The sequence below is a fragment of the Burkholderia sp. THE68 genome (genome assembly GCF_009938265.1).
Classification (GTDB): Bacteria; Pseudomonadota; Gammaproteobacteria; order Burkholderiales; family Burkholderiaceae; genus Caballeronia.
In genome coordinates this window covers 608,511-633,786 of record NZ_AP022315.1, presented here as the reverse complement: position 1 = coordinate 633,786, position 25,276 = coordinate 608,511, and the positions used below count along the sequence as shown (strand labels likewise).

General features: G+C 63.2%; 27 protein-coding genes, 1 tRNA gene, 1 other RNA gene and 1 riboswitch. Of the genes, 16 read left to right on the top strand and 13 right to left on the bottom strand.

What is annotated here, in order from left to right; translation table 11 throughout:
- Positions 1 to 2 precede the first annotated feature (2 nt).
- A riboswitch (cobalamin riboswitch) is annotated at positions 3 to 305 on the bottom strand.
- A gap of 260 nt (positions 306 to 565) precedes the next feature.
- The 5 genes from BTHE68_RS03005 (at position 566) to BTHE68_RS02985 (ending at position 2,874) form a co-directional block, all read left to right on the top strand.
- Positions 566 to 934: an ATPase gene (locus tag BTHE68_RS03005; protein ID WP_162065081.1), complete on the top strand. Its 369-nt coding sequence runs from the start codon at positions 566 to 568 to the stop codon at positions 932 to 934.
- Positions 931 to 1,245 (top strand): cell division protein ZapA, encoded by a 315-nt coding sequence (locus tag BTHE68_RS03000; RefSeq protein WP_061173025.1) that lies wholly within the window; start codon positions 931 to 933, stop codon positions 1,243 to 1,245. The genes BTHE68_RS03005 and BTHE68_RS03000 overlap by 4 nt, the downstream gene beginning before the upstream one ends.
- A 105-nt stretch (positions 1,246 to 1,350) precedes the next feature.
- Positions 1,351 to 1,532, top strand: a non-coding RNA gene (gene ssrS / locus BTHE68_RS02995) — 6S RNA.
- Positions 1,533 to 1,607: 75 nt separating this feature from the next.
- Positions 1,608 to 2,066: an EVE domain-containing protein gene (locus BTHE68_RS02990; RefSeq protein WP_162065080.1), complete on the top strand. Its 459-nt coding sequence runs from the start codon at positions 1,608 to 1,610 to the stop codon at positions 2,064 to 2,066.
- A gap of 76 nt (positions 2,067 to 2,142) precedes the next feature.
- Complete coding sequence (locus BTHE68_RS02985; RefSeq protein ID WP_232077893.1) at positions 2,143 to 2,874, top strand: SIMPL domain-containing protein; 732 nt, start codon at positions 2,143 to 2,145, stop codon at positions 2,872 to 2,874.
- A gap of 34 nt (positions 2,875 to 2,908) precedes the next feature.
- Here the strand turns inward: BTHE68_RS02985 and lgt are convergent, their stop codons facing one another.
- Both lgt and BTHE68_RS02975 read right to left on the bottom strand, forming a co-directional pair.
- Positions 2,909 to 3,811, bottom strand: coding sequence for a prolipoprotein diacylglyceryl transferase (gene lgt, locus BTHE68_RS02980; RefSeq protein ID WP_162065079.1), 903 nt, complete (start codon positions 3,809 to 3,811; stop codon positions 2,909 to 2,911).
- 36 nt (positions 3,812 to 3,847) lie between these two features.
- Complete coding sequence (locus tag BTHE68_RS02975; protein ID WP_162065078.1) at positions 3,848 to 4,807, bottom strand: LysR substrate-binding domain-containing protein; 960 nt, start codon at positions 4,805 to 4,807, stop codon at positions 3,848 to 3,850.
- A 107-nt stretch (positions 4,808 to 4,914) separates the two neighbouring features.
- Here BTHE68_RS02975 and ilvD point away from each other — a divergent pair, with 107 nt between their 5' ends.
- Positions 4,915 to 6,588: a dihydroxy-acid dehydratase gene (gene ilvD / locus BTHE68_RS02970; RefSeq protein WP_162065077.1), complete on the top strand. Its 1,674-nt coding sequence runs from the start codon at positions 4,915 to 4,917 to the stop codon at positions 6,586 to 6,588.
- A gap of 78 nt (positions 6,589 to 6,666) precedes the next feature.
- On the opposite strand, the gene BTHE68_RS02965 is transcribed toward ilvD, so the two are convergent.
- From BTHE68_RS02965 to BTHE68_RS02955, 3 genes are all read right to left on the bottom strand, one after another.
- A complete protein-coding gene (locus BTHE68_RS02965; RefSeq protein WP_162065076.1) occupies positions 6,667 to 7,008 on the bottom strand; it encodes a DUF2486 family protein in 342 nt (113 codons plus the stop codon).
- A gap of 63 nt (positions 7,009 to 7,071) precedes the next feature.
- Complete coding sequence (locus BTHE68_RS02960; RefSeq protein ID WP_162065075.1) at positions 7,072 to 7,488, bottom strand: DNA polymerase III subunit chi; 417 nt, start codon at positions 7,486 to 7,488, stop codon at positions 7,072 to 7,074.
- 16 nt (positions 7,489 to 7,504) lie between these two features.
- On the bottom strand, positions 7,505 to 9,028 hold the full coding sequence (locus tag BTHE68_RS02955; protein ID WP_162065074.1) for a leucyl aminopeptidase: 1,524 nt from the start codon (positions 9,026 to 9,028) through the stop codon (positions 7,505 to 7,507).
- A 171-nt stretch (positions 9,029 to 9,199) separates the two neighbouring features.
- On the opposite strand from BTHE68_RS02955, the gene lptF reads away from it, so the two are divergent.
- From lptF to BTHE68_RS02930, 5 genes are all read left to right on the top strand, one after another.
- Positions 9,200 to 10,291 carry an LPS export ABC transporter permease LptF gene (gene lptF / locus BTHE68_RS02950; RefSeq protein WP_162065073.1) on the top strand — a complete coding sequence of 364 codons (1,092 nt, stop codon included), beginning with the start codon at positions 9,200 to 9,202 and terminating at the stop codon, positions 10,289 to 10,291.
- 4 nt (positions 10,292 to 10,295) lie between these two features.
- The gene (gene lptG / locus BTHE68_RS02945; protein WP_162066759.1) at positions 10,296 to 11,444 is read left to right on the top strand and encodes an LPS export ABC transporter permease LptG; all 1,149 of its coding nucleotides are present in this window, start codon (positions 10,296 to 10,298) and stop codon (positions 11,442 to 11,444) included.
- Between the two features lie 22 nt (positions 11,445 to 11,466).
- Positions 11,467 to 11,844 (top strand): sirohydrochlorin chelatase, encoded by a 378-nt coding sequence (locus tag BTHE68_RS02940; protein ID WP_162065072.1) that lies wholly within the window; start codon positions 11,467 to 11,469, stop codon positions 11,842 to 11,844.
- Positions 11,845 to 11,934: 90 nt separating this feature from the next.
- Positions 11,935 to 12,180 carry an AbrB/MazE/SpoVT family DNA-binding domain-containing protein gene (locus tag BTHE68_RS02935; RefSeq protein WP_286202779.1) on the top strand — a complete coding sequence of 82 codons (246 nt, stop codon included), beginning with the start codon at positions 11,935 to 11,937 and terminating at the stop codon, positions 12,178 to 12,180.
- Entirely contained in the window at positions 12,180 to 12,602 is a 423-nt protein-coding gene (locus BTHE68_RS02930) for a type II toxin-antitoxin system VapC family toxin (protein WP_232077892.1), read from the top strand. The genes BTHE68_RS02935 and BTHE68_RS02930 overlap by 1 nt, the downstream gene beginning before the upstream one ends.
- Positions 12,603 to 12,667: 65 nt before the next feature.
- Here BTHE68_RS02930 and cobA read toward each other — a convergent pair whose 3' ends face one another.
- The 6 genes from cobA to BTHE68_RS02900 all read right to left on the bottom strand — a co-directional run bounded on the left by cobA (position 12,668) and on the right by BTHE68_RS02900 (position 18,819).
- Complete coding sequence (cobA, locus tag BTHE68_RS02925; protein ID WP_162065071.1) at positions 12,668 to 13,426, bottom strand: uroporphyrinogen-III C-methyltransferase; 759 nt, start codon at positions 13,424 to 13,426, stop codon at positions 12,668 to 12,670.
- Between the two features lie 34 nt (positions 13,427 to 13,460).
- On the bottom strand, positions 13,461 to 14,786 hold the full coding sequence (locus tag BTHE68_RS02920) for a sulfate adenylyltransferase subunit 1 (protein WP_162065070.1): 1,326 nt from the start codon (positions 14,784 to 14,786) through the stop codon (positions 13,461 to 13,463).
- A gap of 28 nt (positions 14,787 to 14,814) precedes the next feature.
- Positions 14,815 to 15,777: a sulfate adenylyltransferase subunit CysD gene (gene cysD, locus BTHE68_RS02915; RefSeq protein ID WP_062261177.1), complete on the bottom strand. Its 963-nt coding sequence runs from the start codon at positions 15,775 to 15,777 to the stop codon at positions 14,815 to 14,817.
- Positions 15,778 to 15,866: 89 nt separating this feature from the next.
- Entirely contained in the window at positions 15,867 to 16,589 is a 723-nt protein-coding gene (locus tag BTHE68_RS02910) for a phosphoadenylyl-sulfate reductase (protein WP_162065069.1), read from the bottom strand.
- Positions 16,590 to 16,592: 3 nt separating this feature from the next.
- Complete coding sequence (locus BTHE68_RS02905; protein WP_162065068.1) at positions 16,593 to 17,132, bottom strand: DUF934 domain-containing protein; 540 nt, start codon at positions 17,130 to 17,132, stop codon at positions 16,593 to 16,595.
- A gap of 10 nt (positions 17,133 to 17,142) precedes the next feature.
- Positions 17,143 to 18,819 (bottom strand): nitrite/sulfite reductase, encoded by a 1,677-nt coding sequence (locus tag BTHE68_RS02900; protein WP_162065067.1) that lies wholly within the window; start codon positions 18,817 to 18,819, stop codon positions 17,143 to 17,145.
- A 237-nt stretch (positions 18,820 to 19,056) separates the two neighbouring features.
- Here BTHE68_RS02900 and BTHE68_RS02895 point away from each other — a divergent pair, with 237 nt between their 5' ends.
- The 3 genes from BTHE68_RS02895 to BTHE68_RS02885 all read left to right on the top strand — a co-directional run bounded on the left by BTHE68_RS02895 (position 19,057) and on the right by BTHE68_RS02885 (position 21,423).
- On the top strand, positions 19,057 to 19,998 hold the full coding sequence (locus BTHE68_RS02895) for a CysB family HTH-type transcriptional regulator (RefSeq protein ID WP_061173006.1): 942 nt from the start codon (positions 19,057 to 19,059) through the stop codon (positions 19,996 to 19,998).
- 55 nt (positions 19,999 to 20,053) lie between these two features.
- Positions 20,054 to 21,214, top strand: a complete 1,161-nt coding sequence (locus BTHE68_RS02890; protein ID WP_162065066.1) for an ABC transporter substrate-binding protein — start codon at positions 20,054 to 20,056, stop codon at positions 21,212 to 21,214.
- Positions 21,215 to 21,338: 124 nt separating this feature from the next.
- A tRNA-Leu gene (locus BTHE68_RS02885) sits at positions 21,339 to 21,423 on the top strand.
- Positions 21,424 to 21,516: 93 nt separating this feature from the next.
- Here the strand turns inward: BTHE68_RS02885 and BTHE68_RS02880 are convergent.
- Both BTHE68_RS02880 and BTHE68_RS02875 read right to left on the bottom strand, forming a co-directional pair.
- Positions 21,517 to 21,678 carry a hypothetical protein gene (locus tag BTHE68_RS02880; RefSeq protein ID WP_162065065.1) on the bottom strand — a complete coding sequence of 54 codons (162 nt, stop codon included), beginning with the start codon at positions 21,676 to 21,678 and terminating at the stop codon, positions 21,517 to 21,519.
- A complete protein-coding gene (locus BTHE68_RS02875) occupies positions 21,675 to 22,091 on the bottom strand; it encodes a hypothetical protein (RefSeq protein ID WP_162065064.1) in 417 nt (138 codons plus the stop codon). The genes BTHE68_RS02880 and BTHE68_RS02875 overlap by 4 nt, the downstream gene beginning before the upstream one ends.
- 300 nt (positions 22,092 to 22,391) lie before the next feature.
- On the opposite strand from BTHE68_RS02875, the gene BTHE68_RS02870 reads away from it, so the two are divergent.
- Positions 22,392 to 23,990, top strand: a complete 1,599-nt coding sequence (locus BTHE68_RS02870) for a hypothetical protein (protein ID WP_162065063.1) — start codon at positions 22,392 to 22,394, stop codon at positions 23,988 to 23,990.
- A gap of 108 nt (positions 23,991 to 24,098) precedes the next feature.
- Positions 24,099 to 25,196 (top strand): TIGR03118 family protein, encoded by a 1,098-nt coding sequence (locus BTHE68_RS02865; protein WP_162065062.1) that lies wholly within the window; start codon positions 24,099 to 24,101, stop codon positions 25,194 to 25,196.
- Positions 25,197 to 25,276 lie beyond the last annotated feature (80 nt).

Genomic DNA, 25,276 nt, shown 5'->3' with positions numbered 1-25,276 from the left:
CGCCGATGCGTCGAGCCTTGGCCGGTATCCGGGCTGGCGACGGATCGTCTCGCCTTCCCGCGCATTCGTGCGCAGTGGCGTCGACACGTTTCTTGCAGTCGCGACCGTGCGATGAAATTCGACACGCTCGCGCTGCAAAAACGCGCATGAGACGACTTGCAACTTGCGTTGCGGTCGCTTACCGTTGCGGGGGCAGCACAGGTTGGCTCGTCCCGGTTGAACTTCGGGGACTTCGCTCCCTGTTTCCCGTTTGACTGCATCCGCGAGATCCGCGGATGCGAGCACCAAAAGTGCGGCAAGTGTAGGAGCGCGGGTTGGGGCCGTCAAGAAAACGGCGCGGACAGATTGGCGCGGCGCATGACGAATCTAACGAGAAACAGCCGGGCCTGTCCTCAACGAGCGAAGCATCGGCGCTCGCGTTTATCTGCACACGAATGCATGACGACATGCGCTTGATTCGATGGATTAAGCGCGAGATCGCATGCTGTTACGTCTCGAAACGAGACAATTATCGGAAGCTCCGTTGAACCGCGCTAAAATGCGAGGTCTTTAGAGGACGCAGCACATGCTCAACGAACTCGAATCACTGTCAGGAAATATCGGCCGGCTGATCCAGATCAGCGAGCGCCACAAGCAGGCGCGCGAAGCGCTGCAGGAACAACTCGAACAGCTGCGCGCCGATCACGCGAACGTGCAGGCCGAACTCGAGCAGGTGCGTGAAGAACGCGACACGCTGCAATCCGAACGCGACTCGCTCTCCGCGAAAATCGACGACGCGCAAGTGCGCCTCAACGCGATTCTCGAAAAGCTGCCGCGTGCGAAGTCCGCGCAACATGCCGAAGCGGACAATCAACTCGATCTCCTCGAAGCCGATTCCCAGGAAGCAACTGAAGCGGAATTGCACGGCGAACATCATCAGGGAGAGAAGGCATGACGAACACGCAGATCGAAGTTTCCATTCTCGGGCAGCCGTATCGCCTCGCGTGCTCGCCGGAAACGGAAGGCGCGTTGCGCGAAGCAGTCGCGCGCGTCGACGCCGAGATGAACAAGGTGCGCAATGCAAGCAACGTGCGCGGCACGGATCGCATCGCAGTGATGGCGGCGCTTTCGCTGGCGTCGGAATTGCTTAAGCTGCAAGACAGCGTGCGTCACGGCGAGGCTTTCCCCGCCGAGGAAATCCGTCGCACGATGCATTCGATGAACGAACAACTGGGCGCCGTCATCGCGCAATACGAAGCGCAGTAAGGTGCCTGCGCGTCGAGTCAATCAGCGCGCAAAGTCAATCGAAAAAAGAAACCGTCGAATTGATGACTAGAGGCTGCAGAAGGCAAACGATTGGTGTAGAGTGACGTTTCCCTGCCTGGTTCGCCAAGGTCATATATTCCTTGAACCAATGCTACATTGGCACGGTTGCGGAACCTTGCAACATGGGCGCGCGCGTCGCTAGTCCGATGTACCCGAAGTGTTGCTTACCGCGACCAATCTTGAACCCAGGTTCAGGATGCCGGCCTAGCGGCTGTGGCGGGGACCTCTTCAAAAGAACGGCATCGGTTTTTCCGATGCCGTTTTTTCTTTTTGCATCGTCGATTTCCGCATAGCGAACAACCATGCGCTACTGGCTGATGAAGTCCGAACCGGACGAAGCGAGCATCGATCATCTCGCGCACGCGCCGAAAAAAACCTTGCCATGGACGGGCGTGCGCAACTATCAGGCGCGCAACTTCATGCGCGATCAGATGCAGATCGGCGACGGCGTGCTCTACTATCATTCGAGCTGTCCGGAGCCGGGCATCGCGGGCATCGCGAAAGTGTGCTCGACGGCCTATCCCGATCCCACGCAATTCGATCCGAAGAGCGATTACTTCGATCCGAAATCCACTCAGGAAACGCCGCGCTGGATGCTCGTCGACGTGAAGTTCGTGAAGAAGACACCGCTGGTCCCGCTCGCCGCGCTGCGCGAGCACAAGGAACTCGCCGACATGCAGGTGCTCGCGCGCGGCAATCGCCTGTCGATCACGCCGGTGACCGAAGCGCAATGGCGATTTATTACCGAGCAACTCGTCTAACAAGGAACTTACGACACGCGGGCCGCGCCTAAAGTCCGTCGCGAATCACGCGATATCCCGCGTTCGGAGTCCTTCGATGATCAACAAGAAAACCGCTGCCGCGCTCGCGCTTCTCGCGATGTCGGGCGCAGCGCTCAGCTTCTCTCAAATGGCCGCCGCGCAAACGGTGATTACGCAGCCGCAGCCCTCGGGCGTGCTGTCCCTATCGGCGCAGGCCAACGCGCAAGTGCCGCAGGATGTCGTCGACATCACGCTCTTCTTCGAGCAGGAAGCGGCCGATCCCTCCTCGCTCACCAACACGCTCAATCAGCGCGCAGAAGCCGCGTTGCGCGAAGCCAAGGGCGTCGAGGGCGTGACCGCCAAGAGCGGCTCGTTCACCGTGTACCCCACCACCGACCGCGACGGCAAGATCTCCGCGTGGCGCGGCCGCACGGAAGTCGTGCTCGAATCGCACGATTTCGCGGCGGCGTCGAAGCTCGCGGGCAAGATGAGTTCGTCGATGCAGGTGGGCAGCGTCGCGTTCTCGCTGTCGCCGGAAGCGCAGCGCGCGGCGGAGCAGAAGCTCGTTTCGCAAGCCATCGATTCGTTCCGCAAGCAGGCGCAAACCGCAGCGCAAGCGTTCGGCTATAGCAATTTCACGATTCGGGAAGTGAATGTCGGACGCAGCGGGAATCAGCCGCGCCCGATCATGATGATGCAGGCGCGCGCGATGAGCAACGATGCGAAGATGGCCGCGCCGATCGCCATGGAAGCGGGCACGTCGACGGTGACCGTCGACGTCTCCGGCTCGGTGCAGATGGGACGTTGAACGATGCGTTGCGGGGCACGCCGCCCCGCAACCGTCAAGCTTTTGCGGATTCGGGCGGCAGGCGCAGATTGCGCTTGTACGCCCACACCATCATCAGCACGCCCGCGATGATCATCGGCAGCGAAAGCCACTGGCCCATCGAGAGGTTGAACGCCAGCAGGCCGAGATAATCGTCCGGCTCACGCGCGAATTCCACGGTGAAGCGCGCCAGTCCATAACCGATCAGAAACAGCGCGGAAATTGCGCCCACGGGCCGCTGCTTGCGCGAGAACGTCCAGATCACGATGAACAGCACGAGCCCTTCCAGCGCGATCTCGTAGAGCTGCGACGGATGGCGCGGCAGCATGTGGTAACGCTGAAAGATCTCGGTGAGATGGTATTGCGCATCGAGTTGCGGATTTTTCGCGAGCCAGATCGCGTCGTCGTTGGTCGAATTCTGGAACAGCATCGCCCACGGCGCGTTCGGGTCCGTCACGCGGCCCCACAGCTCACCGTTGATGAAGTTGCCCAGACGCCCCGCCGCGAGGCCGAGCGGCACCATTGGCGCGACGAAATCGGTCACCTGCAGCCAGGTGCGTTTGCGATGAAACGCGAACAGCACCATCGCGAGCGTCACGCCGAGAAAGCCGCCGTGAAACGACATGCCGCCTTCCCACACCTTGAAGATGTCGAGCGGATGCGCCGCGTAATAGCTCGCCTTGTAAAAGACCACATAGCCCAGGCGGCCGCCGAGAATCGTGCCGAGGACGCCGTAGAACAGCATGTCGTCGATGTCCTTCGCGGTCCAGCCTTGCGCCGCGACATACGGCAGCCGCAGACGCAGCCGCCCGATGACGATGGCCGACACGAACGCCACCAGATACATGAGGCCGTACCAGCGCACGGCGAGCGGTCCGAGATGGATCGCGATGGGATCGAAATTGGGATGTATGAGCATTCTGAAGTGAGAGCTTGAGCGAACTACAAGGGCGAATCATACAGAACCCGCGCTTTCGGCCCGCGAACGGACGATCTCGATGAACCCGGCGAGCACCGGGCTCACTTCCGCCGCGCGCCACACGAGCCCGGTCTCGACGACCGTTTCCGATGCGCCCGCCACGCGCAGCGGACGATACACGACGCCCGTGCGCCGCAGATGACGCAGCGACTGCGGCACGAGCGCGACGCCCATGCCGGCGGACACGAGACTCACGATGGTCTGCATCTGGATCGCCTCCTGGCCGATGCGTGGCGTCAGTCCCGCCGCGCCGTAGCAGCCCATGATGATGTCATACAAACCGGGCGCGAGCCGTCTCGGGAAGACGACGAGCGGCGCCACAGCGAGATCGTGCAGATCGACGGGCGTATCGGCCCATTCCTGCGGGCCCTGCCCCAGTTCCAGCGCCGCATCGGCGGACATCGCGATGACGAGCGGTTCGCGCGCGACAGCCAGATATGACAGCGCGCTCGCGTAGCGCGGCGGCAGCGGCGGAATCACGAGGCCCGCGTCGATGCGCCCGGCGACGAGTTCTTCGATCTGCACGTCGCTGGTCGCTTCGGTCAGTTGCAGCCGCACGCCGGGATAGCGCGCGCCGAAATCGCGCAGCAGCGCTGGCAGAAGACCGTAATCGGCGGTGGAAACGAACGCGAGCGACAGCACGCCCGCCTCGCCGCGCGCGAGCGATTGCGCGAGCGGGCGCAGCGCATCGGCGGACGCGAGCAGGCGGCGCACTTCCGGCAACAGATCCTTGCCGACGGGTGTCAACTCCACGGTCCGTTTCGTGCGCACGAAGAGCGCGACGCCAAGCGCGTCTTCCAGCGCGCGGATCGCCTGCGAGAGCGGCGGCTGTGTCATCGCGAGACGCGCGGCGGCGCGGCCGAAGTGCATCTCCTCGGCGACCGTCACGAAATAGCGCAAGAGACGCAGCTCGATGGGCGGATTTCTCTGCTCCATTGATATGTCTTGCGACCTAATAAGCCTTGAATAATATATTGGACAGACGCATCGCGGGGGCTGCATTCTTGCTGCACTAGACCAAAAACGTCCCTCAGGAGCACACCATGGCCTTCAATCGTCGCTCGAAGCACATCACCCAGGGCGTCGCGCGCTCGCCCAACCGTTCGATGTATTACGCCCTCGGCTACAAGGAGGAAGACTTCGACAAGCCGATGATCGGCGTCGCGAACGGGCATTCCACCATCACGCCGTGCAACGCGGGCCTGCAGCGCCTCGCGGATGCCGCCATCGAAGCGATCAAGAAGTCCGACGCCAATCCGCAGATCTTCGGCACGCCGACGATTTCGGACGGCATGTCGATGGGCACCGAAGGCATGAAGTACTCGCTCGTGTCGCGCGAAGTGATCGCGGACTGCATCGAGACCGCCGTGCAGGGCCAGTGGATGGACGGCGTGGTCGTGATCGGAGGCTGCGACAAGAACATGCCGGGCGGCATGATCGGCATGGCGCGCATGAACGTGCCGTCGATCTACGTGTACGGCGGCACCATCCGCCCCGGCAACTGGAAGGGCAAGGATCTGACGATCGTGTCGTCGTTCGAGGCGGTCGGCGAATTCACGGCGGGCCGCATGTCGGAAGAGGATTTCAAGGGTGTCGAGAAGAACGCGTGCCCGTCGACCGGTTCGTGCGGCGGCATGTACACGGCCAACACGATGAGTTCGTCGTTCGAGGCGCTCGGCATGTCGCTGATGTATTCGTCGACGATGGCCAATCCGGATCAGGAAAAGGTCGATTCCGCCGCGGAATCGGCGCGCGTGCTCGTCGAGGCGGTGAAGAAGGATCTGAAGCCGCGCGACATCATCACGAAAAAGTCGATCGAGAACGCGGTCGCGCTGATCATGGCGACGGGCGGTTCGACCAATGCCGTGCTGCACTTTCTGGCGATCGCGCACGCGGCGGAAGTGGAATGGAGCATCGACGACTTCGAGCGCATGCGCAAGAGAGTGCCGGTGATCTGCGATCTGAAGCCGTCGGGTCAATATGTCGCGACGGACCTGCACAAGGCCGGCGGCATCCCGCAAGTGCTGAAGATCCTGCTCGAAGCGGGCCTCCTGCACGGCGACTGCATGACGATCACCGGCCGCACCATCGCGGAAGAACTGAAGGATGTGCCAGCCAAGCCGCGCGCGGATCAGAAGGTCATCTTTCCGATCGAGAAGGCGCTCTACAAGGAAGGCCATCTCGCGATCCTGCGCGGCAATCTCGCTGAAGACGGCGCGGTCGCGAAGATCACGGGCCTGAAGAATCCGGTCATCACCGGCCCGGCGCGCGTGTTCGACGATGAGCAAAGCGCGATGGACGCGATTCTCGCCGACAAGATCAAGGCCGGCGATATCCTCGTGCTGCGCTATCTCGGTCCGCAAGGCGGTCCCGGCATGCCGGAGATGCTTGCGCCGACATCGGCGATCATCGGCAAGGGGCTGGGTGAGTCGGTCGGCTTCATCACCGACGGGCGCTTCTCGGGCGGCACGTGGGGCATGGTGGTCGGCCACGTCGCGCCGGAAGCGTATGCGGGCGGCACGATCGGGCTGGTGCAGGAAGGCGATTCGATCACCATCGACGCGCACAAGCTGCTGCTGCAACTGAACGTGGATGATGCCGAGCTCGCGCGCCGCCGCGCCGCGTGGAAGAAGCCCGCGCCGAAGTACACGCGCGGCGTGCTGGCGAAGTTCGCGGCGCTCGTGCAGCCGGCGAACAAGGGGGCGGTGACGGGGTGATTCGGCATCGAGCCGATATGACGAAGGGGCGCACGTGCGCCCCTTTTCTTCGTGTGCCTTCGGTGCGCTAAAGCGCGCTCATTCCCCCCGCTGACGCCGCAACTCGCTCTCGACCGCCTCGCGCACCCATTCGCTCATCCGGCCTTCGAGCGCCATCGCGACTTCGCGCGTGATCGCCGAGACGAGTTGCGTCGAATGTTCGCGCAGGACTTCGCGGCAGCGCTCTTCGATCAGCGCGCGCGCCTCGCCCGTCAGAAAGCCCGTGAAACGGCCGCGCAGCCGCTCGGCGATCTGCTCCGCATCGTATTCGATCGCCTCGGCGCCCGCGGACGGCGCGCGCGCATATTCGGGCTTGCCGGGCACGACGACATCGGTCAGGACGGGGATCGACGGATCGAAGGATTCGGGCGTATTGGTCATGTCGGGAGGTCTCCTCTTTATCTAAGCGGAGCATAGTGCAGCGCGCTGGCGCTCTCTGTGCGCTCAACCGCCCTGCTTGTGCGTCTCGATCGCATAGCCGCGATCGCGATAGAAGCGATAACGCTCGCGGCCCGCGGCGAGTTCGTCGCCATCGCTGCCGACGATCTCCACCAGCCGCTCGAAGCGCGCGAACTGCGCGGACACCGGCGCGCCGAGATTCACGAGCACCTGATGATGCGGCGCTTCGTCGAGATTCGACGTGAGCACGACGGGCGTGTCCTGCGCGAGCGGGCTCTTCGCCATGCAATGCGGCACGAACTCGAGCGGCTGGAAGGTCCACAACTGCTCGTCGAACGCAGCGAGACGCTGCGGTTCGGCGAGCACGACGAGCGGCTTGCCGCTCAGATACGCCTTGCGCGCGAGGCGGCAGGCGTACGCGAGCGGATCGCCGACGTTCGTATGAAAGTCGATGCGGGTCATGCCTGCCTCATGTGCTTCATGCGCCGGCGCGATCGATCAGGAACTGCGAGAGCAGCGGCACCGGACGGCCCGTCGCACCCTTCGCCGCGCCGCTCTTCCACGCGGTTCCTGCGATGTCGAGGTGCGCCCACGGATAAGCCGTCGCGAAGCGCGACAGGAAGCACGCCGCCGTCACGCTGCCCGCCGGACGACCACCGATGTTCGCGACATCCGCGAAATTCGACTTGAGCTGATCCTGATACTCGTCGTCGAGCGGCAGACGCCAGGCCGGATCGACCGCTTCGCGCGACGCGTCGAGCAGTTCGCCCGCGAGCGCGTCGTCCTTCGAGAACAGACCCGTGTTGTGATGACCCAGCGCGATGATGCACGCGCCCGTGAGCGTCGCGATATCGACCACGGCGGCGGGCTTGAAGCGCTCCGCGTAGGTCAATGCGTCGCACAGGATGAGGCGGCCTTCGGCGTCGGTGTTGAGCACTTCGATGGTCGTGCCGTTCATCGCGGTGATGATGTCGCCAGGCTTCACCGCGTTGCCCGCGGGCATGTTCTCGCAGGTCGGGACCACGCCGATCACGTTGAGCTTCAGGCCCATCTCGGCGACCGCGCGCATCGTGCCGAACACGGAGCCCGCGCCGCACATGTCATATTTCATCTCGTCCATCGCCTCGCCCGGCTTGATCGAGATGCCGCCCGAGTCGAACGTGATGCCCTTGCCGACCAGCACGACCGGCGCATTCTTGCCCTTTGCGGCCGCGCCCGCGCCCTGATACTGCATGACGATGAATTGCGGCGGCTCGACCGAGCCCTTCGCGACCGACAGGAACGAGCCCATGTTGAGCGCTTCGATCTGCTTCTGGCCGAGCACTTCGACTTTCAGCTTCCAGTCGCGGCCGAGCTTCTTCGCGGTCTGGCCGAGATAGGTCGGCGTGCAGACGTTCGGCGGCAGGTTGCCGAGATCGCGCGTGAGATCCATGCCGTTCGCGATCGCGACGCCCTGCTTGAGCGCGACCTTGGCCGCTTTCTCGTCGGCGGAATCGATGCTGAACACGATCTTCTTCAAGGAGCGCGCGCCGTTGTCGGGCTTGCTCTTCATCTGCGTGAACTTGTAGGTCAGCTCGCGCAGCGCGAGGATCGCGGCGCGCACGGCCCAGTCGCCGGTGCGTTCCTGGATCGGCAATTGCGCGAGCGTGAAGGTCGCCTGGCCGATCTTCGAGCCGAGCACGACGCGCCATGCGGCGCGCACGGCTTCGCCATACGCTTTCTGATTGAAGGCGTCCTGCTTGCCGAGACCGACGAGCAGCACGCGCGATGCGCCGATGCCGGTCACTTCGGGCACCATCAGTGTCGTGCCTGCGCGGCCGCTCATGTCGCCGGCTTTCACGACGCGCGTGATCAGGCCTTTGGTCGCGACATCCATGTCGAGCGCGGCGCCCGTGAGCGTCTGCGCTTCGAAGATGCCGAGCACGATGACATCCGACTTTCCGGTAAGGAAACCATTTGCCTCGCCCTTGCTCCAATCACAGGCTTTTATGCTAAAGTCCATCGCGCTTATCCTCGGATAAAATCTTGGCTGAAGGATGAAAGCCGCAATTATCCGCTATTTTTTCCGCGGCGGTCACAGGCAGGCGGCGTGAGGGTAAGCGAAGACCCTTCCCGTAAGCCACGAGATGCGTGCATGATTTCCGCATCGCCGCCGGCTCCAAGCAAAAATTCAATGATCTTCGAACGCTCCCTGCAGCGCGAACTCGCGTATACGGCCGGCGCCGTGTTCATGGTGCTGCTCACGATCATGCTCACGACCATGATGATCCGCATCGTCGGCTTCGCGGCGCAGGGTCAAATCGACCCGAAGGACGTCGTGGTGCTGATCGGGCTTACCGTCATCGGCTATCTCGCGGTCATGCTGATCGTGACGCTGTTCGTCTCCATTCTCTTCGTGCTCACGCGCTGGTATCGCGATTCGGAGATGGTCGTGTGGCTCGCGTCGGGCGTGAGTCAGACACAGCTCATCAAGCCGATCGCCGTGTTCTCCACGCCGATCATCATCCTCATCATCTTCTTCGCGTTCGTCGGCTGGCCGTGGTCGAACCAGCAGAGCAAGCTCATCAAGCAGCGCTTTCAGCAGCGCGACGAAGTGTCGTTGCTCGCACCCGGGCAGTTCCGCGAATCGCCGTCGAGCCATCGGGTGTTCTTCATCGAGAAGATGTCGCCGGACCAGAGCCAGGTGCAGAACGTGTTCGTGACGAGCACGGAAGGCGGCAAGGTCAACGTGATCGTCTCGCAGACCGGCCACACGGAAACGCGCGAGGACGGCGACCGCTTCATCGTGCTCGACAACGGCCGCCGTTATGACGGCGAGCCCGGCCAGCCAAACTTTCGCATCATGGAGTTCGAGCGTTATGGTGTGAAGATTTTGAGCCATCAGGTCGTCAACACGCCGACCACGACGGGTATCTCCACGCCTGACCTGCTCGCCAATCCGACCAACGAGAATCTTGCGGAATTCGCCTGGCGTCTGGGCCTGCCGCTCATCGCCATCAATCTGATGCTGCTCGCCATTCCGCTTTCCTATCAGAACCCGCGCCGCAGCCGCACGATCAATCTCGTGATGGCCGTGCTGATCTACCTGACCTACTCGAACCTGCTGAATGTCGTGCAGTCGTGGATCGAGCAGGGCAAGCTGTCGTTCGGCGTGGGGCTGGTCGGGCTGCATGTCATCGTCGGGGCGCTCGTCGCGTTCATCTTCTGGCTGCGGATCCGCAACCGGCCGCTCTTCAGGCTGCCGTCGCTGTCGAAGGGGGCCTGACGTGTTGCGCATTTACGAACGATACTTCGCGCGCCAGATCTATCTCGCGTTCATCTTCATCCTGTTCGCGTTCTCGGGCCTGTTCTTCTTCTTCGACCTGATCAACGAACTCAACACGGTCGGGCACGGCAACTACAAGTTCACGCTCGCGGTGCTGCGCGTCGGGCTGCAGACGCCGTCGCGCTTCTACGAAATCATCCCCGTCGCCGCGCTGATCTCGGCCATCTATGTGTTCGCGCAAATGGCGGCGGCATCGGAGTTCACGATCTTTCGCGTGTCGGGGCTGTCGACCGGCGCGGCGCTGCGCTCGCTGCTGAAGATCGGCGTGCCGATGGTGCTCATCACGTACCTCATCGGCGAAGTGGTCGGGCCTTACACCGATCAGTTGTCGGAGCGCGTGCGGCTGGAGGCGCTCGGGTCGTCGGTGTCGTCGAACTTTCAGTCGGGCGTCTGGGTGAAGGACACGCTGACGGCGAAGGAAAACGGCGAGCAGGTGACGCGCTTCGTCAACGTGGGCACGCTGAATCCCGACACGACCATCGCCAACGTACGCATCTACGAGTTCGATTCAAAGTTCCGGCTGACGAACGTGCGTATCGCGAAGAGCGGCGCGTACGAGCCGCCCGGACACTGGAAGCTCACGGGCGTGACGGACACGCAACTGAGCGACGCGCCGCCGCAAGCGGCGAATCCCGGCGATACGCTGAACCCGGTGTATCGCGCGAAGCAGACGACGCTGCCCGAGTATTCGTTGCGCTCCGAGTTGACGCCGCAGATCCTGTCGGTGCTGCTGGTGTCGCCGGATCGCATGTCGATGTTCAATCTGTTCCGCTATATCCAGCATCTGACGGAGAATCATCAGGATACGCAGCGGTATCAGATCGCGTTCTGGCGCAAGATTCTTTATCCGTTCGCGGTGTTCGTGATGCTGATCCTGTCGCTGCCGTTCGCTTATCTGCATACGCGCGCGGGCGTGGTTGGCATGAAGGTGTTCGGCGGCATCATGATCGGGATGAGCTTCCAGCTCGTCAACACGCTGTTCTCGCATATCGGCAATCTGAACACGTGGCCCGCGCCGATCACCGCGGCGGCGCCCGCCCTCGCCTATCTGGTGGTCGGTCTGATCGGGCTGAAGTGGGTGGAGCGGCACTGACGTTTCCTGCCAGGAGCGCGCAATGAAGAAGCACGGCATCATCCTGTTCGGCCACGGCGCGCGCGATCCGCGCTGGGCCGAGCCGTTCGAGCGGCTTGCGGCGAAATTGCGCGCTTCGAGAAGTGATCCGGTGTCGCTGGCGTTTCTCGAACTGATGTCGCCGGATTTGCCCGCTGCGGTCGCCCGGCAAGCCGCCGATGGTTGCGATGCGATCACCATCGTGCCCGTGTTCTTCGGGCAAGGCGGGCATGTGAGGAAGGACCTTCCGGAGATCGTCGATCAGTGCCGGGCCGCAAATCCGGGTGTGGCTATTTCCTGCGCGACGGCGGTCGGGGAGGATGATGCGGTGCTGGAGGCGGTGAAGGGGTATTGTTTGCGGCAGGTCGATCAACCGGGCTGATCGTTCAACGTTGGCCATTCGGCCGAATTCCAGCGCACGAAAACGCGAGCTATACTGGATATACATTTCAGTATATCCATGAGGTTCGCGGTGAACTTGCTCATTTCAAAGTGGGGCAACAGCCTCGCTGTACGTCTCCCGGCCGATTACCTCCGGCATACCGGACTCTCGGAGGGCGATCAGGTCCAGGCCAGTCTCACGGTCGACGGCGGAATCTGCCTTCGCCCGACCAAATGGGACCGCCGGGCGTTCGTGGCCGAGCTTGCCGAAACGCGCGACGCCATGCCGATGACAGAATCGGTTATCGATGAACTCCGACGTGGGGCTCGCTACTGATGGTCTACGTCGATACGAGCGTCCTGGTGGCGTTGTGCGTACGGGAGCGGATGACTGCCGCCGTGTCGCAATGGTACGCGTCCGTCAAGGACGATCTGATTTCAGGAGTCTGGTGCGTGACGGAGTTCGCCAGCGCGCTCGGCATCAAACGGCGCACCGGGCAGTTGACCGAGGAGCAATCGGCTTTTGCGTGGCGCAGCTTCGAGCGAATGTGCGCGAGCGACCTGAAACTGACGCCGGTCGAGCCGCCGGTTTTCCATCAGGCTGCCGTGCTCACGCTCGATGCATCGACCGGACTTCGGGCCGGCGATGCGCTTCACCTTGCCACAGCGCTTGATTGCAAGGCCAGAACGATTGCAACGCTGGATGCTGTTTTGGCGAACAATTCGAAGAGGAAGAAAATCAGGCCGGTGGAGTTTTGAGCCAGGGGGCAAACAAAAAGCGCACCGAATCGGGTGCGCTTTTTCGTTTGCCGATCCAACCGCCATCAAGCCGCCGCCTGCATCCCCTTCAAATGCACCTTCGGCTTGGCCGACGAAGCCCGCTCACGAAACGCCTCACCAATCATCAGCAAACTCGGCTGCGACGGGTCCAGCCATTCCTGCGCCTCACCCAACGCCATGCGCGCGAGCGTCAGCGTCAACGTGCGCTCGCGCGGCGTGCTGCACGCCTCGACGATCGCCACCGGCGTCGAACCCGGACGACCCGCATCGATCAGTTGCTGCGCGATATCCGGCGCGCTGTCGCGGCCCATGTAGAACACGAGCGAATCGGCCTTGGCCTGCTCGCGGATCTCGTCGCTGTCGGCGGCGCGCGAATGGGTCGCCAGCGCGACGCTGCGCGCCACGCCGCGCAAGGTCAGCGAGCGCTTGAGCGTCGCCGCGCTCGCGAGCGCCGCCGTGATGCCCGGCACCACTTCGAACTCGATGCCAGCCGCTTCCAGCGCGCGCATTTCCTCGTCGGCGCGGCCGAACAGCATCGGATCGCCGCCCTTCAGACGCACGACGACGCCATGCTCCAGCGCCGCATCGACGATCTGCTTGTTGATGAAGTGCTGAGCCGTCGAACGCTGTCCGCAGCGCTTGCCGACTGCGATCTTCTTCGCGTTCGGCGCGTAATCGAGCATCGCCGGTTCGACGAGCGCGTCGTGCAGCACGACATCCGCCTGTTCGAGCAAACGCATGCCGCGCACGGTGATGAGATCCGCCGCGCCCGGCCCCGCTCCGATCAGATAGACCTTACCCATAGCTTTAATCGATGAAATCAGACGGTCAGATGGTTCACGCAGAGAATGCACGAATCATACCGGCCGCGACCGTGTGATGCGTCGCCTCGTCGATCAGCACGAACGCGCCGGTGCCCTGATGCGTATCGTACTCGTCCGCGACGATCGGCTTTTGCAACGTCAGCGCCACGCGGCCGATATCGTTCATCGCGAGCGTGCTGCGATCGACCGAATGTGACAGCGTGTGCACGTCCAGCACCTCTTTCACCGCGCCGATGCGCGCGAACACCGTGCTGGTCGTGTGCTTCAGCAGATACTTGCGCTGCGGCGAAAGCGGCTCTTCGTCGAACCAGCAGATGTCGGCCTCGAGCTTCTTCGCCGGCTCGACCTTCTGAGCTGCATTGCGCACATGAGGCACGAACGTATCGCCGCGCGACACGTCGACGTCTTCCGTCAGGCGAATCGTCACCGTCTGGCCCGCGAACGCGCGATCCACCGGCGCGACGCCTCCCGGCACCGGCGCGATGATCTCGGCAACCGTCGCTTCGCGATTGGCCGGCAGCACCAGAAGCGAATCGCCGACGCGCACTTCGCCCGCTTCCACGCGCCCCATGTAGCCGCGGAAGTCATCGGCTTGCGAGCCATCCTGACGCGCGACCCACTGCACCGGGAAACGCAGCGCCTGATCGTTCGGCTGCGCAACCGGCAGCGATTCCAGCAGATCGAGCAGCGGTTCGCCCGCGTACCACGGCATGCGCTCGCTCGCGGTCACGATGTTGTCGCCCTTCAGCGCCGACACCGGCACGAAGCGCACGTTCGACAGACCGAGTTGATGCGCGAGCGTGACATACGCATCGCGAATCTCGTTGAAGCGCGCTTCGCTGTAGTCGACCAGATCCATCTTGTTGATCGCGACGATCGCGTGCTGCAGGCCGAGCAACTTGACGATCGCGCTGTGGCGCTTGGTCTGCGGCAGCAGTTGCGCGACGCCGTTCTCGAAGGTGACGCGCGTAGCGTCGACGAGAATGATCGCGGCATGCGCCGTCGATGCGCCCGTCACCATGTTGCGCGTGTACTGCTCGTGGCCCGGCGTATCGGCGATGATGAACTTGCGCTTCGCGGTCGCGAAGTAACGGTACGCGACGTCGATGGTGATGCCCTGCTCGCGCTCGGCTTCGAGGCCGTCGGTGAGCAGCGACAGATCGATTTCATCGCCGACCGTGCGCTTGTTCTTCGCACGCGAAATCGCGGACAACTGATCCGACAGCACAGCCTTGCTGTCGTACAGCAGACGGCCGATCAACGTGCTCTTGCCGTCGTCGACGCTGCCCGCCGTGATGAAGCGCAACACGCCCAGGTCTTCAGCTTGATAAATGCTCATGATTCTTTCGTTCCTCGGGGCGTGTGGCTTAGAAATAACCTTGCTTCTTGCGCTGTTCCATCGCGGCTTCGGATGCCTGATCGTCCATACGCGTCGCGCCGCGTTCCGTGATTTCCGTCACGGCCGTTTCGGCGATGATCTTCTCGACATCGTCGGCATCGCTCGCGACGGGGCACGTGCAGCTGATGTCGCCGACGGTACGAAAACGCACTTGCGCCACTTCCGACGTTTCGCCCTCGCGCAGCGGCGTGAGCGGCGTGAGCGGCACGAGCAAGCCGTTGCGGCGGATGATCTCGCGATCATGCGCGTAGTAGATCGACGGCAATTCGAGCTTCTCGCGCGCAATGTATTGCCACACGTCCAGCTCGGTCCAGTTCGAGATCGGGAACACGCGCAGATGCTCGCCCGCATGCAGACGCGCGTTATAGATGCTCCACAGTTCCGGGCGCTGCGCCTTCGGGTCCCACTGGCCGAATTCGTCGCGGAACGAGAAGATGCGCTCCTTCGCGCGCGCCTTCTCTTCGTCGCGGCGCGCGCCGCCGATCATCGCCGTATAGCCGTATTCCTCGATGGTTTCGAGCAGCGTCACCGCCTGCGCGGCGTTGCGCGAGTCCGTCTCGCGACGCAGACGCACGGTGCCCTTTTTGATCGAATCCTCGACATGGCCGACGACCAGTTCCGCGCCGATTTCCGCCGCGCGACGATCGCGGAAGTCGATCACTTCCTGGAAGTTGTGACCCGTGTCGATGTGAACCAGCGGGAACGGCAACTGGGTCTTGCGGCCCGCGCCGAGACCGAATGCCTTCAGCGCGAGATGCAGCACGACGACCGAATCCTTGCCGCCCGAGAACAGGAGCGCGGGCTTGCTGCATTCCGCGACGAGTTCGCGAATGATGTGGATCGACTCGGCTTCGAGCCAATCCAGGTGATCCATGCGCGTCGCCTTGTTGGCGATCGGTGCGGTGACGGTTGAGTCGAGCGTCGTGCTCATGTTCGTCGATCCTTTTTTATGCAGCGTCAGGCAATTTCCACTGCGACGATGCGTTCAATGACAGGGTGTGATGCGGCGTCTTGCGCGCCTTAAATCGCCGAACTCGGAGCTTCTTCGACGATCTTGATGTTCGTGATGTGCAGGCCGCATTCCTTCGTATCGCGCGATTCCCACCACCAGCGGCCCGCCCGGCTGTCTTCGCCGGGGCGCACCGCACGCGTGCAGGGCTCGCAGCCGATGCTCGGATAGCCGCGCGCATGCAGCGGGTTCACGGGCACATCGAAAGCTTTCAGGTAATCCCACACGTCGCTTTCGTTCCAGTCCGCGAGCGGATTGAACTTCGCGATGCCGCGCGGCGCGTCCTGCTCTTCCTCGTGCAGCTCGGCGCGCGTCACCGATTGCTCGCGACGCTGACCCGTGACCCACGCGGACACATCCGACAGCGCGCGATTGAGCGGCTCGACCTTGCGGATATGGCAGCAGCTCTTGCGCAAATCAATGCTCTCGTAGAACGCGTTCAGGCCGTGATCGCGCACATAGGCATCGACCGCGTCCTGCTGCGGATGGAACTGCTCGATGTCGTAGCCGTAGCGTTCCTTCACGGTATCGAGCATGCCGAGCGTTTCCGCATGCAGACGGCCCGTGTTCAACGAGAAGATGCCGATCTTCACGCCGCGCGAAAGAATGGCGTGCGTGAGCACCATGTCTTCGGCGGCGAGGCTGCTGGCTAGCTTGACGTTCTGGTGACGCGCGGCGATCGAATCGAGCAGCGCATCCAGGCGTTCAACCTTGGCTTGCAATTCAGGCGTCATGCGTCAGGCTCCAAGCGCTGCGACTAGCTTCGCGCGACGGCGGAACAGCGGTTCGAGATCGTCGGTCGCGCCCTGGTACAGCTCGGTGAATTCGTTGAACGCGTTGAGCGCGTCGTTGATGTCCTTGTCCGCGCGCACCGCGAACGCATCGAAGCCGCAGCGCGAATGGAACAGCACCTGATCGCGCAGCACGTCGCCGATCGCGCGCAGCTCGCCCGTCCACTGATAGCGCTCGCGCAGCAGGCGGCCGATGGAAAAGCCGCGGCCATCGCGAAACACCGGGAAGTCGACCGCGATCACGGAAAGCAAATCGAAGTCCGGCGCGAGATCGGCGGGTTCGTCGTCCGGCGCGAGCCACACACCGATGTCTTCCTTCGCGCGCGAGGCGACGATCGCCGCCTTGTGCTCTTTCCACAGCGCGAACGGCACGATGATCTTGCCGGCGGGCAGCGCATCGACAGCGGGCAATGCGCCGTCTTCGGCTGCGCGCACCACCGTGAAATTGTCTTCGACCACCGCGCGGTTCTTGATAATCAACGTCATTTGAAAATCCTTAAGCGTGAGCCTGGCGCGATGCGTACACGCGCTCCTTGAACGGCGCCATGCCGATGCGGTTGAACGTCTCGATGAAACGCTCGTCTTCGGCGCGGTTGTCGACGAAGGTATCGATCACTTGCGCGATCACGTCGGGCATTTCTTCCGCCGAGAACGACGGGCCGATCACCTTGCCGAGATGCGCGCCGGTCGCGCCCGAGCTCTGTTCGCCGCCGAGCGTCACCTGATACCACTCCGAGCCGTCCTTATCGACGCCCAGAATGCCGATGTTGCCGACGTGGTGATGACCGCACGCGTTGATACAGCCCGAGATGTTCAGCGACAGGTCGCCGAGGTCGTGCACGTAGTCGAGATCGTTGAAACGATCCTGGATCGCCAGCGCGATCGGAATCGACTTCGCATTCGCGAGCGAGCAGAAATCGCCGCCCGGGCACGCGATGATGTCGGTCAGAAGGCCGATGTTCGCCGTCGCGAAGCCGAGCGCCTTCGCGCGTTCCCACACGGTGTAGAGGTCACGCTTGGGCACATTCGCGAGAATCAGGTTCTGCTCGTGCGACACGCGGATTTCGCCGAACGAGAACTCGTCGGCGAGCGTGGCGACGTCGTCCATCTGCTGGTCGGTGGCATCGCCCGGCGCGATATGGCGCTGCTTGAGCGACAGCGTCACCGCCGCGTATCCCGGCACCTTGTGCGGGCGCACGTTGCGCTCGACCCAGCGCGCGAACGGCTTGCTTTCGATCAGATGCTTTTCGTAGGTCGCGTCGGTGTCGGCGAGCTTTTCGTAGACCGGCGGCGCGAAGAACTTCGACACGCGATCGACTTCTTCCTGCGTGATCGTCGACGGGCCGTCCTTCAGATGCTGCCACTCTTCCTCGACCTGCTTCGAGAACTTCTCCGCCGACAGCGCCTTCACGAGAATCTTGATGCGCGCCTTGTACATGTTGTCGCGGCGGCCGTAGCGGTTGTACACGCGCAGCACGGCTTCGCAATAGGTGATCAGATGCTGCCACGGCAGATCGCGCTTGATGATCGCGCCGACGATCGGCGTGCGGCCGAGACCGCCGCCCGCGAGAATGTCCATCACGACTTCGCCCTGCGCGTTCTTCTTCAGATACACGCCGAGGTCATGGACCTGCACGGCCGCACGGTCTTCCGCCGAGCCGTTCACCGCGATCTTGAACTTGCGCGGCAGCCACGCGAATTCCGGATGGAACGTCGACCACTGGCGCAGGATTTCCGACCACGGACGCGGATCGACGACTTCATCGGGCGCGACGCCCGCGAACTGGTCGGCGGTGATGTTGCGGATGCAGTTGCCCGACGTCTGGATCGCGTGCATCTGCACCGAAGCCAGCTTGCGCAGGATTTCCGGCGTCTCTTCCAGTTCGACCCAGTTGAACTGGATGTTGGTGCGCGTCGAGAAGTGACCGTAGCCGCGATCGTGCTCGCGCGCGATAGTGGCCAGCACGCGGAGCTGGTCGCTGCGCAGGTTGCCGTACGGAATCGCGATGCGGTGCATGTACGCGTGACGCTGCATGTACAGGCCGTTCTGCAGACGCAGCGGACGGAATTCCTCTTCGGTCAATTCGCCCGACAGCCGGCGGCGGACCTGGTCAGCGTACTGCGCGACACGTTCGTCGACGATGCGTTGGTCGATCTGATCGTATTGGTACATTCGGGGCCCCAAGTTCTTTTAAAAGCGCGGCGTCCTAGGTTACGCAGCGCGTCTCGTCCATCGAATATCCATTGAGTCGCTGTCGCGAGCGTCGTTCAGACGAAACGCTCATTTGCTAATGACAAAAACAGATATGGATATTGGAAAAATTGGACTGATAGTAAAGAACCTGCTATATATTGCAAACGACTGAAAAATTACTTTGATATGCCCGGTAGTAATAAGCAAAGGCTATAAATGAATCTGCATCAGTTCCGCTTCGTGCGTGAGGCCGTTCGGCAGAACTTCAACCTGACCGAAGCCGCGAAGGCGCTTTACACTTCGCAGCCGGGCGTCTCGAAGGCGATCATCGAGCTGGAGGACGAACTCGGCGTCGAAATCTTCACGCGGCACGGGAAACGCGTGAGATCGCTGACCGAGCCGGGGCGCATCATCCTCGCGTCGGTCGAGAAAATTTTGCAGGAAGTGGAGAGTCTGAAGCGGGTCGGTAAGGATTACGCTGCGCAGGATCAGGGCAATCTCGTCATCGCCGCCACGCACACGCAGGCGCGCTATTCGTTGCCCGCGGCGATCGCGGAGTTCAAGAAGCGCTTTCCGAAGGTGCACCTTTCGATTCTGCAAGGCAGCCCGACGCAGGTCGCGGAGATGGTGATTCACGATCAGGCGGATATCGCCATCGCAACCGAGGCCATCGCCAACTATAAGGAACTGGTGTCGCTGCCCTGCTTCCAGTGGCAGCATCTCGCCGTCATGCTGCCGGATCATCCGCTGCTCGAGCGCAAGACGCTTACGCTCGACGACCTCGCGCAATTTCCGATCATCACCTACGAAGCATCGTTCGCCGGGCGCACCAAGATCAATCAGGCGTTCGCGCTGCGCAATCTGACGCCGGACATCGTGCTCGAAGCCATCGACGCGGACGTGATCAAGACTTACGTCGAACTGGGGCTCGGCGTCGGGATTCTGGCGGATATCGCGTTCAACCCGGAGCGCGACAAACATCTGCGCGCGATGCCGGTCGGCCATCTGTTCGGCACCAACGTCACACGGCTCGCGCTGAAGCAGGGCGCGTATCTGCGCAGCTATGTGTATACGCTCGTCGAACTGCTGTCGCCTTCGCTGAACCGCAAGCTGATCGAGCAGGCGCTGTCGGGCGAGCACGAGAGCTACGAGCTCTGAATAAAATGGCAGCACGCGCTGCCGCAAAAAATTCCCTCCCTTGGAGACCTTTCCGATGACGTTGTCGAAGTTCACGCGCCGGCTCGTGGCCGGCGCAGCATTGTCTGTCCTGACCGCCGCCGCGCACGCGCAACTGAAGGTTGGCATCGATCTGTCCAGCACCGGCCCCGCCGCCGCGATCGGCATCACCAGCAAGAACGCGATGCTGATGTGGCCGAAGACCATCGCCGGGCAGAACGCGGAGTACATCATCCTCGACGACGGCTCGGACCCGGGCGCGGCCGTGCGCAATATCCGCAAGCTGATCAGCGAGGATCATGTCGACGTGATCGTCGGGCCGAACATCACGCCGGCCGCGCTCGCCGCGCTCGATCCCGTCGCCGAATCCGAAACGCCGATGATCACGCTGATCGGCTCGGCATCGGTCGTGGAGCCGCAGGAAGGCAAGAAGGTGTGGGCGTTCAAGATGGCCCAGACCGATCGCGCAATGGCCGATGTGATGACGCGTTACATGGCGAATCACGGCGTGAAGACGGTCGGATTCATCGGCTTCGCGGACAGCTATGGCGATAGCTGGCTCAACGAGTTCACCAAGTTCGCCGATCTCCGGCATATCAAAATTGTCGCGAGCGAGCGTTTCAACCGTACCGATGCGAGCGTCACCGGCCAGATTCTCAAGCTGATGGCAGCGAAGCCGGACGCGGTGCTGATCGCGGGCGCGGGCACGCCGACGGTGCTGCCGCAGCGCACGCTCGTCGAGCGCGGCTACAAGGGCGCGATCTACCAGACGCACGGCATCGCGACGCCCGAATTCATCAAGCTCGGCGGCAAGGATGTCGAAGGCACGCTGTTCCCGACGCAGCCGGTCGTCGTGGCGCGCACGCTGCCGGCCGATCATCCGTCGAAGAAGGCGGCGCTGGCATTCGCGAATGCGTACGAGGACAAGTACGGCAAGGGCTCGGTCACGCAATTCGCGGGCGATGCGGCCGGCGTGTATCCGCGACTGCAGGACGCCGTGGCGCGCGCGCTGAAGACGGCCAAGCCTGGCACCAAGGAGTTTCGCGTGGCGCTGCGTTCGGAACTGGAGCACGCGCATGAACTCGTCGTGCCGAACGGCGTGGTGAACACGAGCGCGACGGATCACGTCGGTCTGGATCAGCGCGCGAGCGTGATGGGTGTGATCAGGAACGGCGCGTTTACGTATCTCGCCCAGTAAATTCCGAACTTCGCGAAGTTCCGAAAACGTCCTGCCGTTGTTGCTTGCCGGCGCGGGCGTTTTCGGTCATAATCGCCGACTCGATTAGCTCGTTGCCTTGTCTCTTCTGGTACGCGCCGATTCGGCCCAGGTGGTGAAATTGGTAGACGCAGGGGACTCAAAATCCCCCGCCGCAAGGCGTGCCGGTTCGATTCCGGCCCTGGGCACCAGGATTTCCTGAAAAAGCCGCTCCATGTGAGCGGCTTTTTTGCGTTTGGGGCGGGCGTGTTCTGTCGCGCTGACGAAATCGCGCCCAAGCGTTTTCACTCGACGCCCGAGCGGCGTTCCGCTTCATCCTGAAGCACTCTCTTGTCGATATAGCGAACCAGCCAATCCGCCACAACCGGAGCGCCGTATCTGGCGAGGGCGCACGTTATGACGACAGGCCAATACTCCCGAAAAAATCCCAGCACGAAGTTCATCATCTTCCAGATCCCGCTTTACATTCATTCAACATGATTGAAAAAAAGTAGTACACCAAAGCATCCCGCAGCGGATGCATCGGCAAGATTGCCCTGACATCTTCACTAAACGAAGCCACGAGCAAGTATATCCACAGCAGCACGCCAATCAGAGAGGCGAAAATTCCCATATTTGCGATAACGATCGCCCGACCGATCCGTTGCCTCGATGCCCACAACTCGTTGCGCAACTCACCCGGCAGCACCGCCAGCGCGATATTCAAACTGACGCTGGACGCAACGAGCGAGATCGGAAAGAAATCGTCCTTGCCGGGTTGCTTCAGCGCCACCCGCAATATGTATTCGATCGCGCCCATGAAGAGCGGCAATCCGACGATCAACTGCCGCGCCGTCGCCTCGAAGCCGTTCGATTGCATTGCCGTCATCCTTTCGTAGCCGATGACACGCAATTTCGCCGATGACGTGACGCCGCGGAAGTCGTCCGAATGGCCAACCCTTGTCAACCATCACGCGCGCGCGAATGTGCGCAATCGCGTAGACGGACCGCACCGCACCGGCAAGAATGAGTCACCATCGGCATTTCAGAATCCCGGCGCGCGGGGCATCGCGGGGATGCTTGCGCGCGCGGCGCCCGCAGTTCGGGTTGCTTAGGACTTTCCTGATGTCGTGATCCGCTCGCGCGACGCGGCGAGCCATAACTCGAAGAAGAGTGCGACATGAATCGACCTGAATACTCGCTGTCTCTCGACTCCGTCATCTGCCATCGTTGCAACTTCGTGTCGCCCGCCGAGGAGGGCACCTGCCCGTCCTGCGGGGCCGATCGTCAAGGCGCGATATTCACGAGCGCAGCGGAAACCCGCGCGCCAGCGGCGTCCGTGCCCGTGCCGCTCGACATCCTCGATTGGGACGACAGCCACTGGCTGCAGCGCATGGTGCGTCGCAGGATGCTGACGTCGTATCCGAACTTCGTCGAACCGGGCGACTCGCAAGAGACGCAGCGCAAGCCCGCACGCACGGGGATCGCGGTGCTGGTCGGCGGGGTGGTCGCGAGTCTCGCGGTCGGCGCGTATTTCTACGTGCAACTGGACGACAACGCCCCACCGGCGAGCGTAGAACCCGGCATCAGCGTGGTTGGTCTGGTTCGCGAGCGCGCAGCCGCGCTCGTTGCCGATGCTTCGCGGCATGCTTCGGCGACGCGATCCAAAGCCGAATCGACGAATGCGCAGGCCGTCGCGCCAGCGTCATCGGCGCTGGCGCAGCCGAACCACCCACGAAATGAACACGCGCCAGCCGCGCCGGCTGCCCTGGTCGCTGCGCGTCCGGCGACGGAAACGCCGGCGATCGTCACACGCACCGAGCCGCGCGTCGCTGTAGCGAGCGCGCCGGCATCGGTCAGCACGCTCGCGGCCGCTGCGCCTGCGAAGCCTTCGATGCCGGCCGCTCCGGCGACAATAATCACCACGGCAAATCCGCCTGCGCCGATCGTCGCGTCATCGACTGCGGTCGCCGCAGCGAAGCCCGCAACGCCGAACGTCACGACGAGCGCGGCGGCTCCGACAGCCGCGTCCATCGCTGCGGCAGCGCCATCGATCAAACCGGCGACGCCGGTGATCGCATCGGCGCAAAAGCCGGAAGCGCGCACGAGCACGACGCCCGTCGCCGCAAAACCCGCGACACAGGCGACACAGCCGACGCAGCCGACCGAACCGCCGCGCAGCAAGACCGCAATCGCCACGCACGACAAACCGGCCGTCGCGCCGACGGTCGCCTCGATCGAAAAGCCCGCCGCGCCTCCGGCTCAACCGGTCCAGGAGCCGCTTCCCGCAGCCGTCGCGCGCAGCATCGCTGCGGCTCAGCAGGCGCTCGCCAGCCGCGATCTCACCGCCGCGCGCCGGCACATGCGCAGCCTCTATGCGAACGAGCCGCGCAGTCCGGAAATCCAGCAGCTTGCGGCCGAACTGTCGCGTCAGGAGCGCGCACGCGACAGCGCGATGGCGAGCGCACGCACCTGCGCCGCGAACGAAGACCCGGCGTGCGCGTTGCGCAACGCCCGTCGCGCCGTGGCGCTCGACCCGCGCAACGCGCAGGCGCAGGCGACCCTGCGCCGCGCGCTCGCCGTGCAGAACGAAACCAACACCGAGTACTTCCGCCAGGCCAGCGGGATTCCGAAGCCGACCACGCCGACGATGGCCTTCGACGGCCACTGGCGCGCAGGCACGCGGCATGGCTCAACGGCGGACGACGAAGCAGCGCGCGTCACGCTCTTCGGCTGGGGCGTGCCGACGGTATCGAAAGGACGCGGCGACGCACACTGAAGCACGGCGAAACAAATCCGCCGGTTGCGAACGGAATAAGCCACCGCGCCTATCCGTTTAAAGGTGACGAACGAACTGACGGCGCCCCGCGCTCGAGGAGTCACCATCATGCAAACCGGATTGTGGAGCCGCCTCGTCGCTTGCGCCGCCGCGGTCGTGACGTTGGCAGCTCTCGCCTCGTGCGGCGGCGGCTCGGACAACAGCATGCCGGCCGCCACGCGCTTCAAGATGTCGATCGTCGTATCCGATGGCGCCGTCGCCGCGCCGCACACGGACCCGAACCTGAAGAACGGCTGGGGCGTCGCGTTCAACCCGAACGGCTTCGTGTGGGTCGCCAACAACGGCACGCAGACGGCCACGCTCTACGACGGCAATGGCGTCGTGCAGTCGCTGGTCGTCTCGATTCCGCCGACCGCGACGGGCCCCGCGAACCCGACAGGCATCGTCTTCAACAAGGGGCCGGACCTCACGCTCACGCGCAATGGCAAATCGGGTGTCGCGGCGTTCATCTTCTCGGGTGAAGGCGGCTCGATCACCGCATGGGCGCCCGCGGTCGACATGACACACGCGTTCACCGTCGTCGATGCGAGCGCTTCGGGCGCCATCTACAAAGGACTCGCGATCGCCACCACGGCGGCGGGCGGCCATCGCCTGTACGCGACCGACTTCCACAACAACAGGATCGATGTCTTCGACGGCACGTTCACGCCACTCGTCGTTCCCGGCGGATTCAGGGATGCGCAGATCCCGGCGGGTTTCGCGCCGTTCGGCATCCAGGCGATCGGCTCGAAGATCTTCGTGACCTACGCGAAGCAGGACGGCGACGCCGAAGACGACGTGCCGGGCGCGGGCCAGGGCTTCATCGACGTGTTCGACGTCGACGGCAATCTCATGCAGCGCTTCGCGCAGAACGGTCCGCTGAACGCGCCGTGGGGTCTCACGCAGGCGCCCGGCAACTTCGGCTCCTTCAGCAACGACATCCTGGTCGGCAATTTCGGCGACGGCACGATCAACGCGTTCGATCCGACGAGCGGCGCATTCGTCGGCCAGTTGATGAACACCGACGGCACGACGCTCGTGCAGCGCGGCCTGTGGGGCATCGCATTCGGCAACGGTCTGCAGGCGCAGCCGACGAACACGCTCTTCTTCGCCGCCGGGCCGAATTTTGAAGCCGACGGCGTGTACGGCCGCATCGACATGCAATGATGCGCGCACCGCGTTTCCCTGGGCGATAACGCCGGCCTCGGACGTCCCTGCGTCCGCATGCGTATCGCCACGCTCGGCGC

Coding starts and splice junctions, on each gene's coding strand:
- BTHE68_RS03005 (WP_162065081.1), top strand. CDS start 566: ATGCTCAACGAACTCGAATCACTGTCAGGAAATATCGGCCGGCTGATC.
- BTHE68_RS03000 (WP_061173025.1), top strand. CDS start 931: ATGACGAACACGCAGATCGAAGTTTCCATTCTCGGGCAGCCGTATCGC.
- BTHE68_RS02990 (WP_162065080.1), top strand. CDS start 1,608: ATGCGCTACTGGCTGATGAAGTCCGAACCGGACGAAGCGAGCATCGAT.
- BTHE68_RS02985 (WP_232077893.1), top strand. CDS start 2,143: ATGATCAACAAGAAAACCGCTGCCGCGCTCGCGCTTCTCGCGATGTCG.
- lgt (WP_162065079.1), bottom strand. CDS start 3,811: ATGCTCATACATCCCAATTTCGATCCCATCGCGATCCATCTCGGACCG.
- BTHE68_RS02975 (WP_162065078.1), bottom strand. CDS start 4,807: ATGGAGCAGAGAAATCCGCCCATCGAGCTGCGTCTCTTGCGCTATTTC.
- ilvD (WP_162065077.1), top strand. CDS start 4,915: ATGGCCTTCAATCGTCGCTCGAAGCACATCACCCAGGGCGTCGCGCGC.
- BTHE68_RS02965 (WP_162065076.1), bottom strand. CDS start 7,008: ATGACCAATACGCCCGAATCCTTCGATCCGTCGATCCCCGTCCTGACC.
- BTHE68_RS02960 (WP_162065075.1), bottom strand. CDS start 7,488: ATGACCCGCATCGACTTTCATACGAACGTCGGCGATCCGCTCGCGTAC.
- BTHE68_RS02955 (WP_162065074.1), bottom strand. CDS start 9,028: ATGGACTTTAGCATAAAAGCCTGTGATTGGAGCAAGGGCGAGGCAAAT.
- lptF (WP_162065073.1), top strand. CDS start 9,200: ATGATCTTCGAACGCTCCCTGCAGCGCGAACTCGCGTATACGGCCGGC.
- BTHE68_RS02940 (WP_162065072.1), top strand. CDS start 11,467: ATGAAGAAGCACGGCATCATCCTGTTCGGCCACGGCGCGCGCGATCCG.
- BTHE68_RS02930 (WP_232077892.1), top strand. CDS start 12,180: ATGGTCTACGTCGATACGAGCGTCCTGGTGGCGTTGTGCGTACGGGAG.
- cobA (WP_162065071.1), bottom strand. CDS start 13,426: ATGGGTAAGGTCTATCTGATCGGAGCGGGGCCGGGCGCGGCGGATCTC.
- BTHE68_RS02920 (WP_162065070.1), bottom strand. CDS start 14,786: ATGAGCATTTATCAAGCTGAAGACCTGGGCGTGTTGCGCTTCATCACG.
- cysD (WP_062261177.1), bottom strand. CDS start 15,777: ATGAGCACGACGCTCGACTCAACCGTCACCGCACCGATCGCCAACAAG.
- BTHE68_RS02910 (WP_162065069.1), bottom strand. CDS start 16,589: ATGACGCCTGAATTGCAAGCCAAGGTTGAACGCCTGGATGCGCTGCTC.
- BTHE68_RS02905 (WP_162065068.1), bottom strand. CDS start 17,132: ATGACGTTGATTATCAAGAACCGCGCGGTGGTCGAAGACAATTTCACG.
- BTHE68_RS02900 (WP_162065067.1), bottom strand. CDS start 18,819: ATGTACCAATACGATCAGATCGACCAACGCATCGTCGACGAACGTGTC.
- BTHE68_RS02895 (WP_061173006.1), top strand. CDS start 19,057: ATGAATCTGCATCAGTTCCGCTTCGTGCGTGAGGCCGTTCGGCAGAAC.
- BTHE68_RS02890 (WP_162065066.1), top strand. CDS start 20,054: ATGACGTTGTCGAAGTTCACGCGCCGGCTCGTGGCCGGCGCAGCATTG.
- BTHE68_RS02880 (WP_162065065.1), bottom strand. CDS start 21,678: ATGATGAACTTCGTGCTGGGATTTTTTCGGGAGTATTGGCCTGTCGTC.
- BTHE68_RS02875 (WP_162065064.1), bottom strand. CDS start 22,091: ATGCAATCGAACGGCTTCGAGGCGACGGCGCGGCAGTTGATCGTCGGA.
- BTHE68_RS02870 (WP_162065063.1), top strand. CDS start 22,392: ATGAATCGACCTGAATACTCGCTGTCTCTCGACTCCGTCATCTGCCAT.
- BTHE68_RS02865 (WP_162065062.1), top strand. CDS start 24,099: ATGCAAACCGGATTGTGGAGCCGCCTCGTCGCTTGCGCCGCCGCGGTC.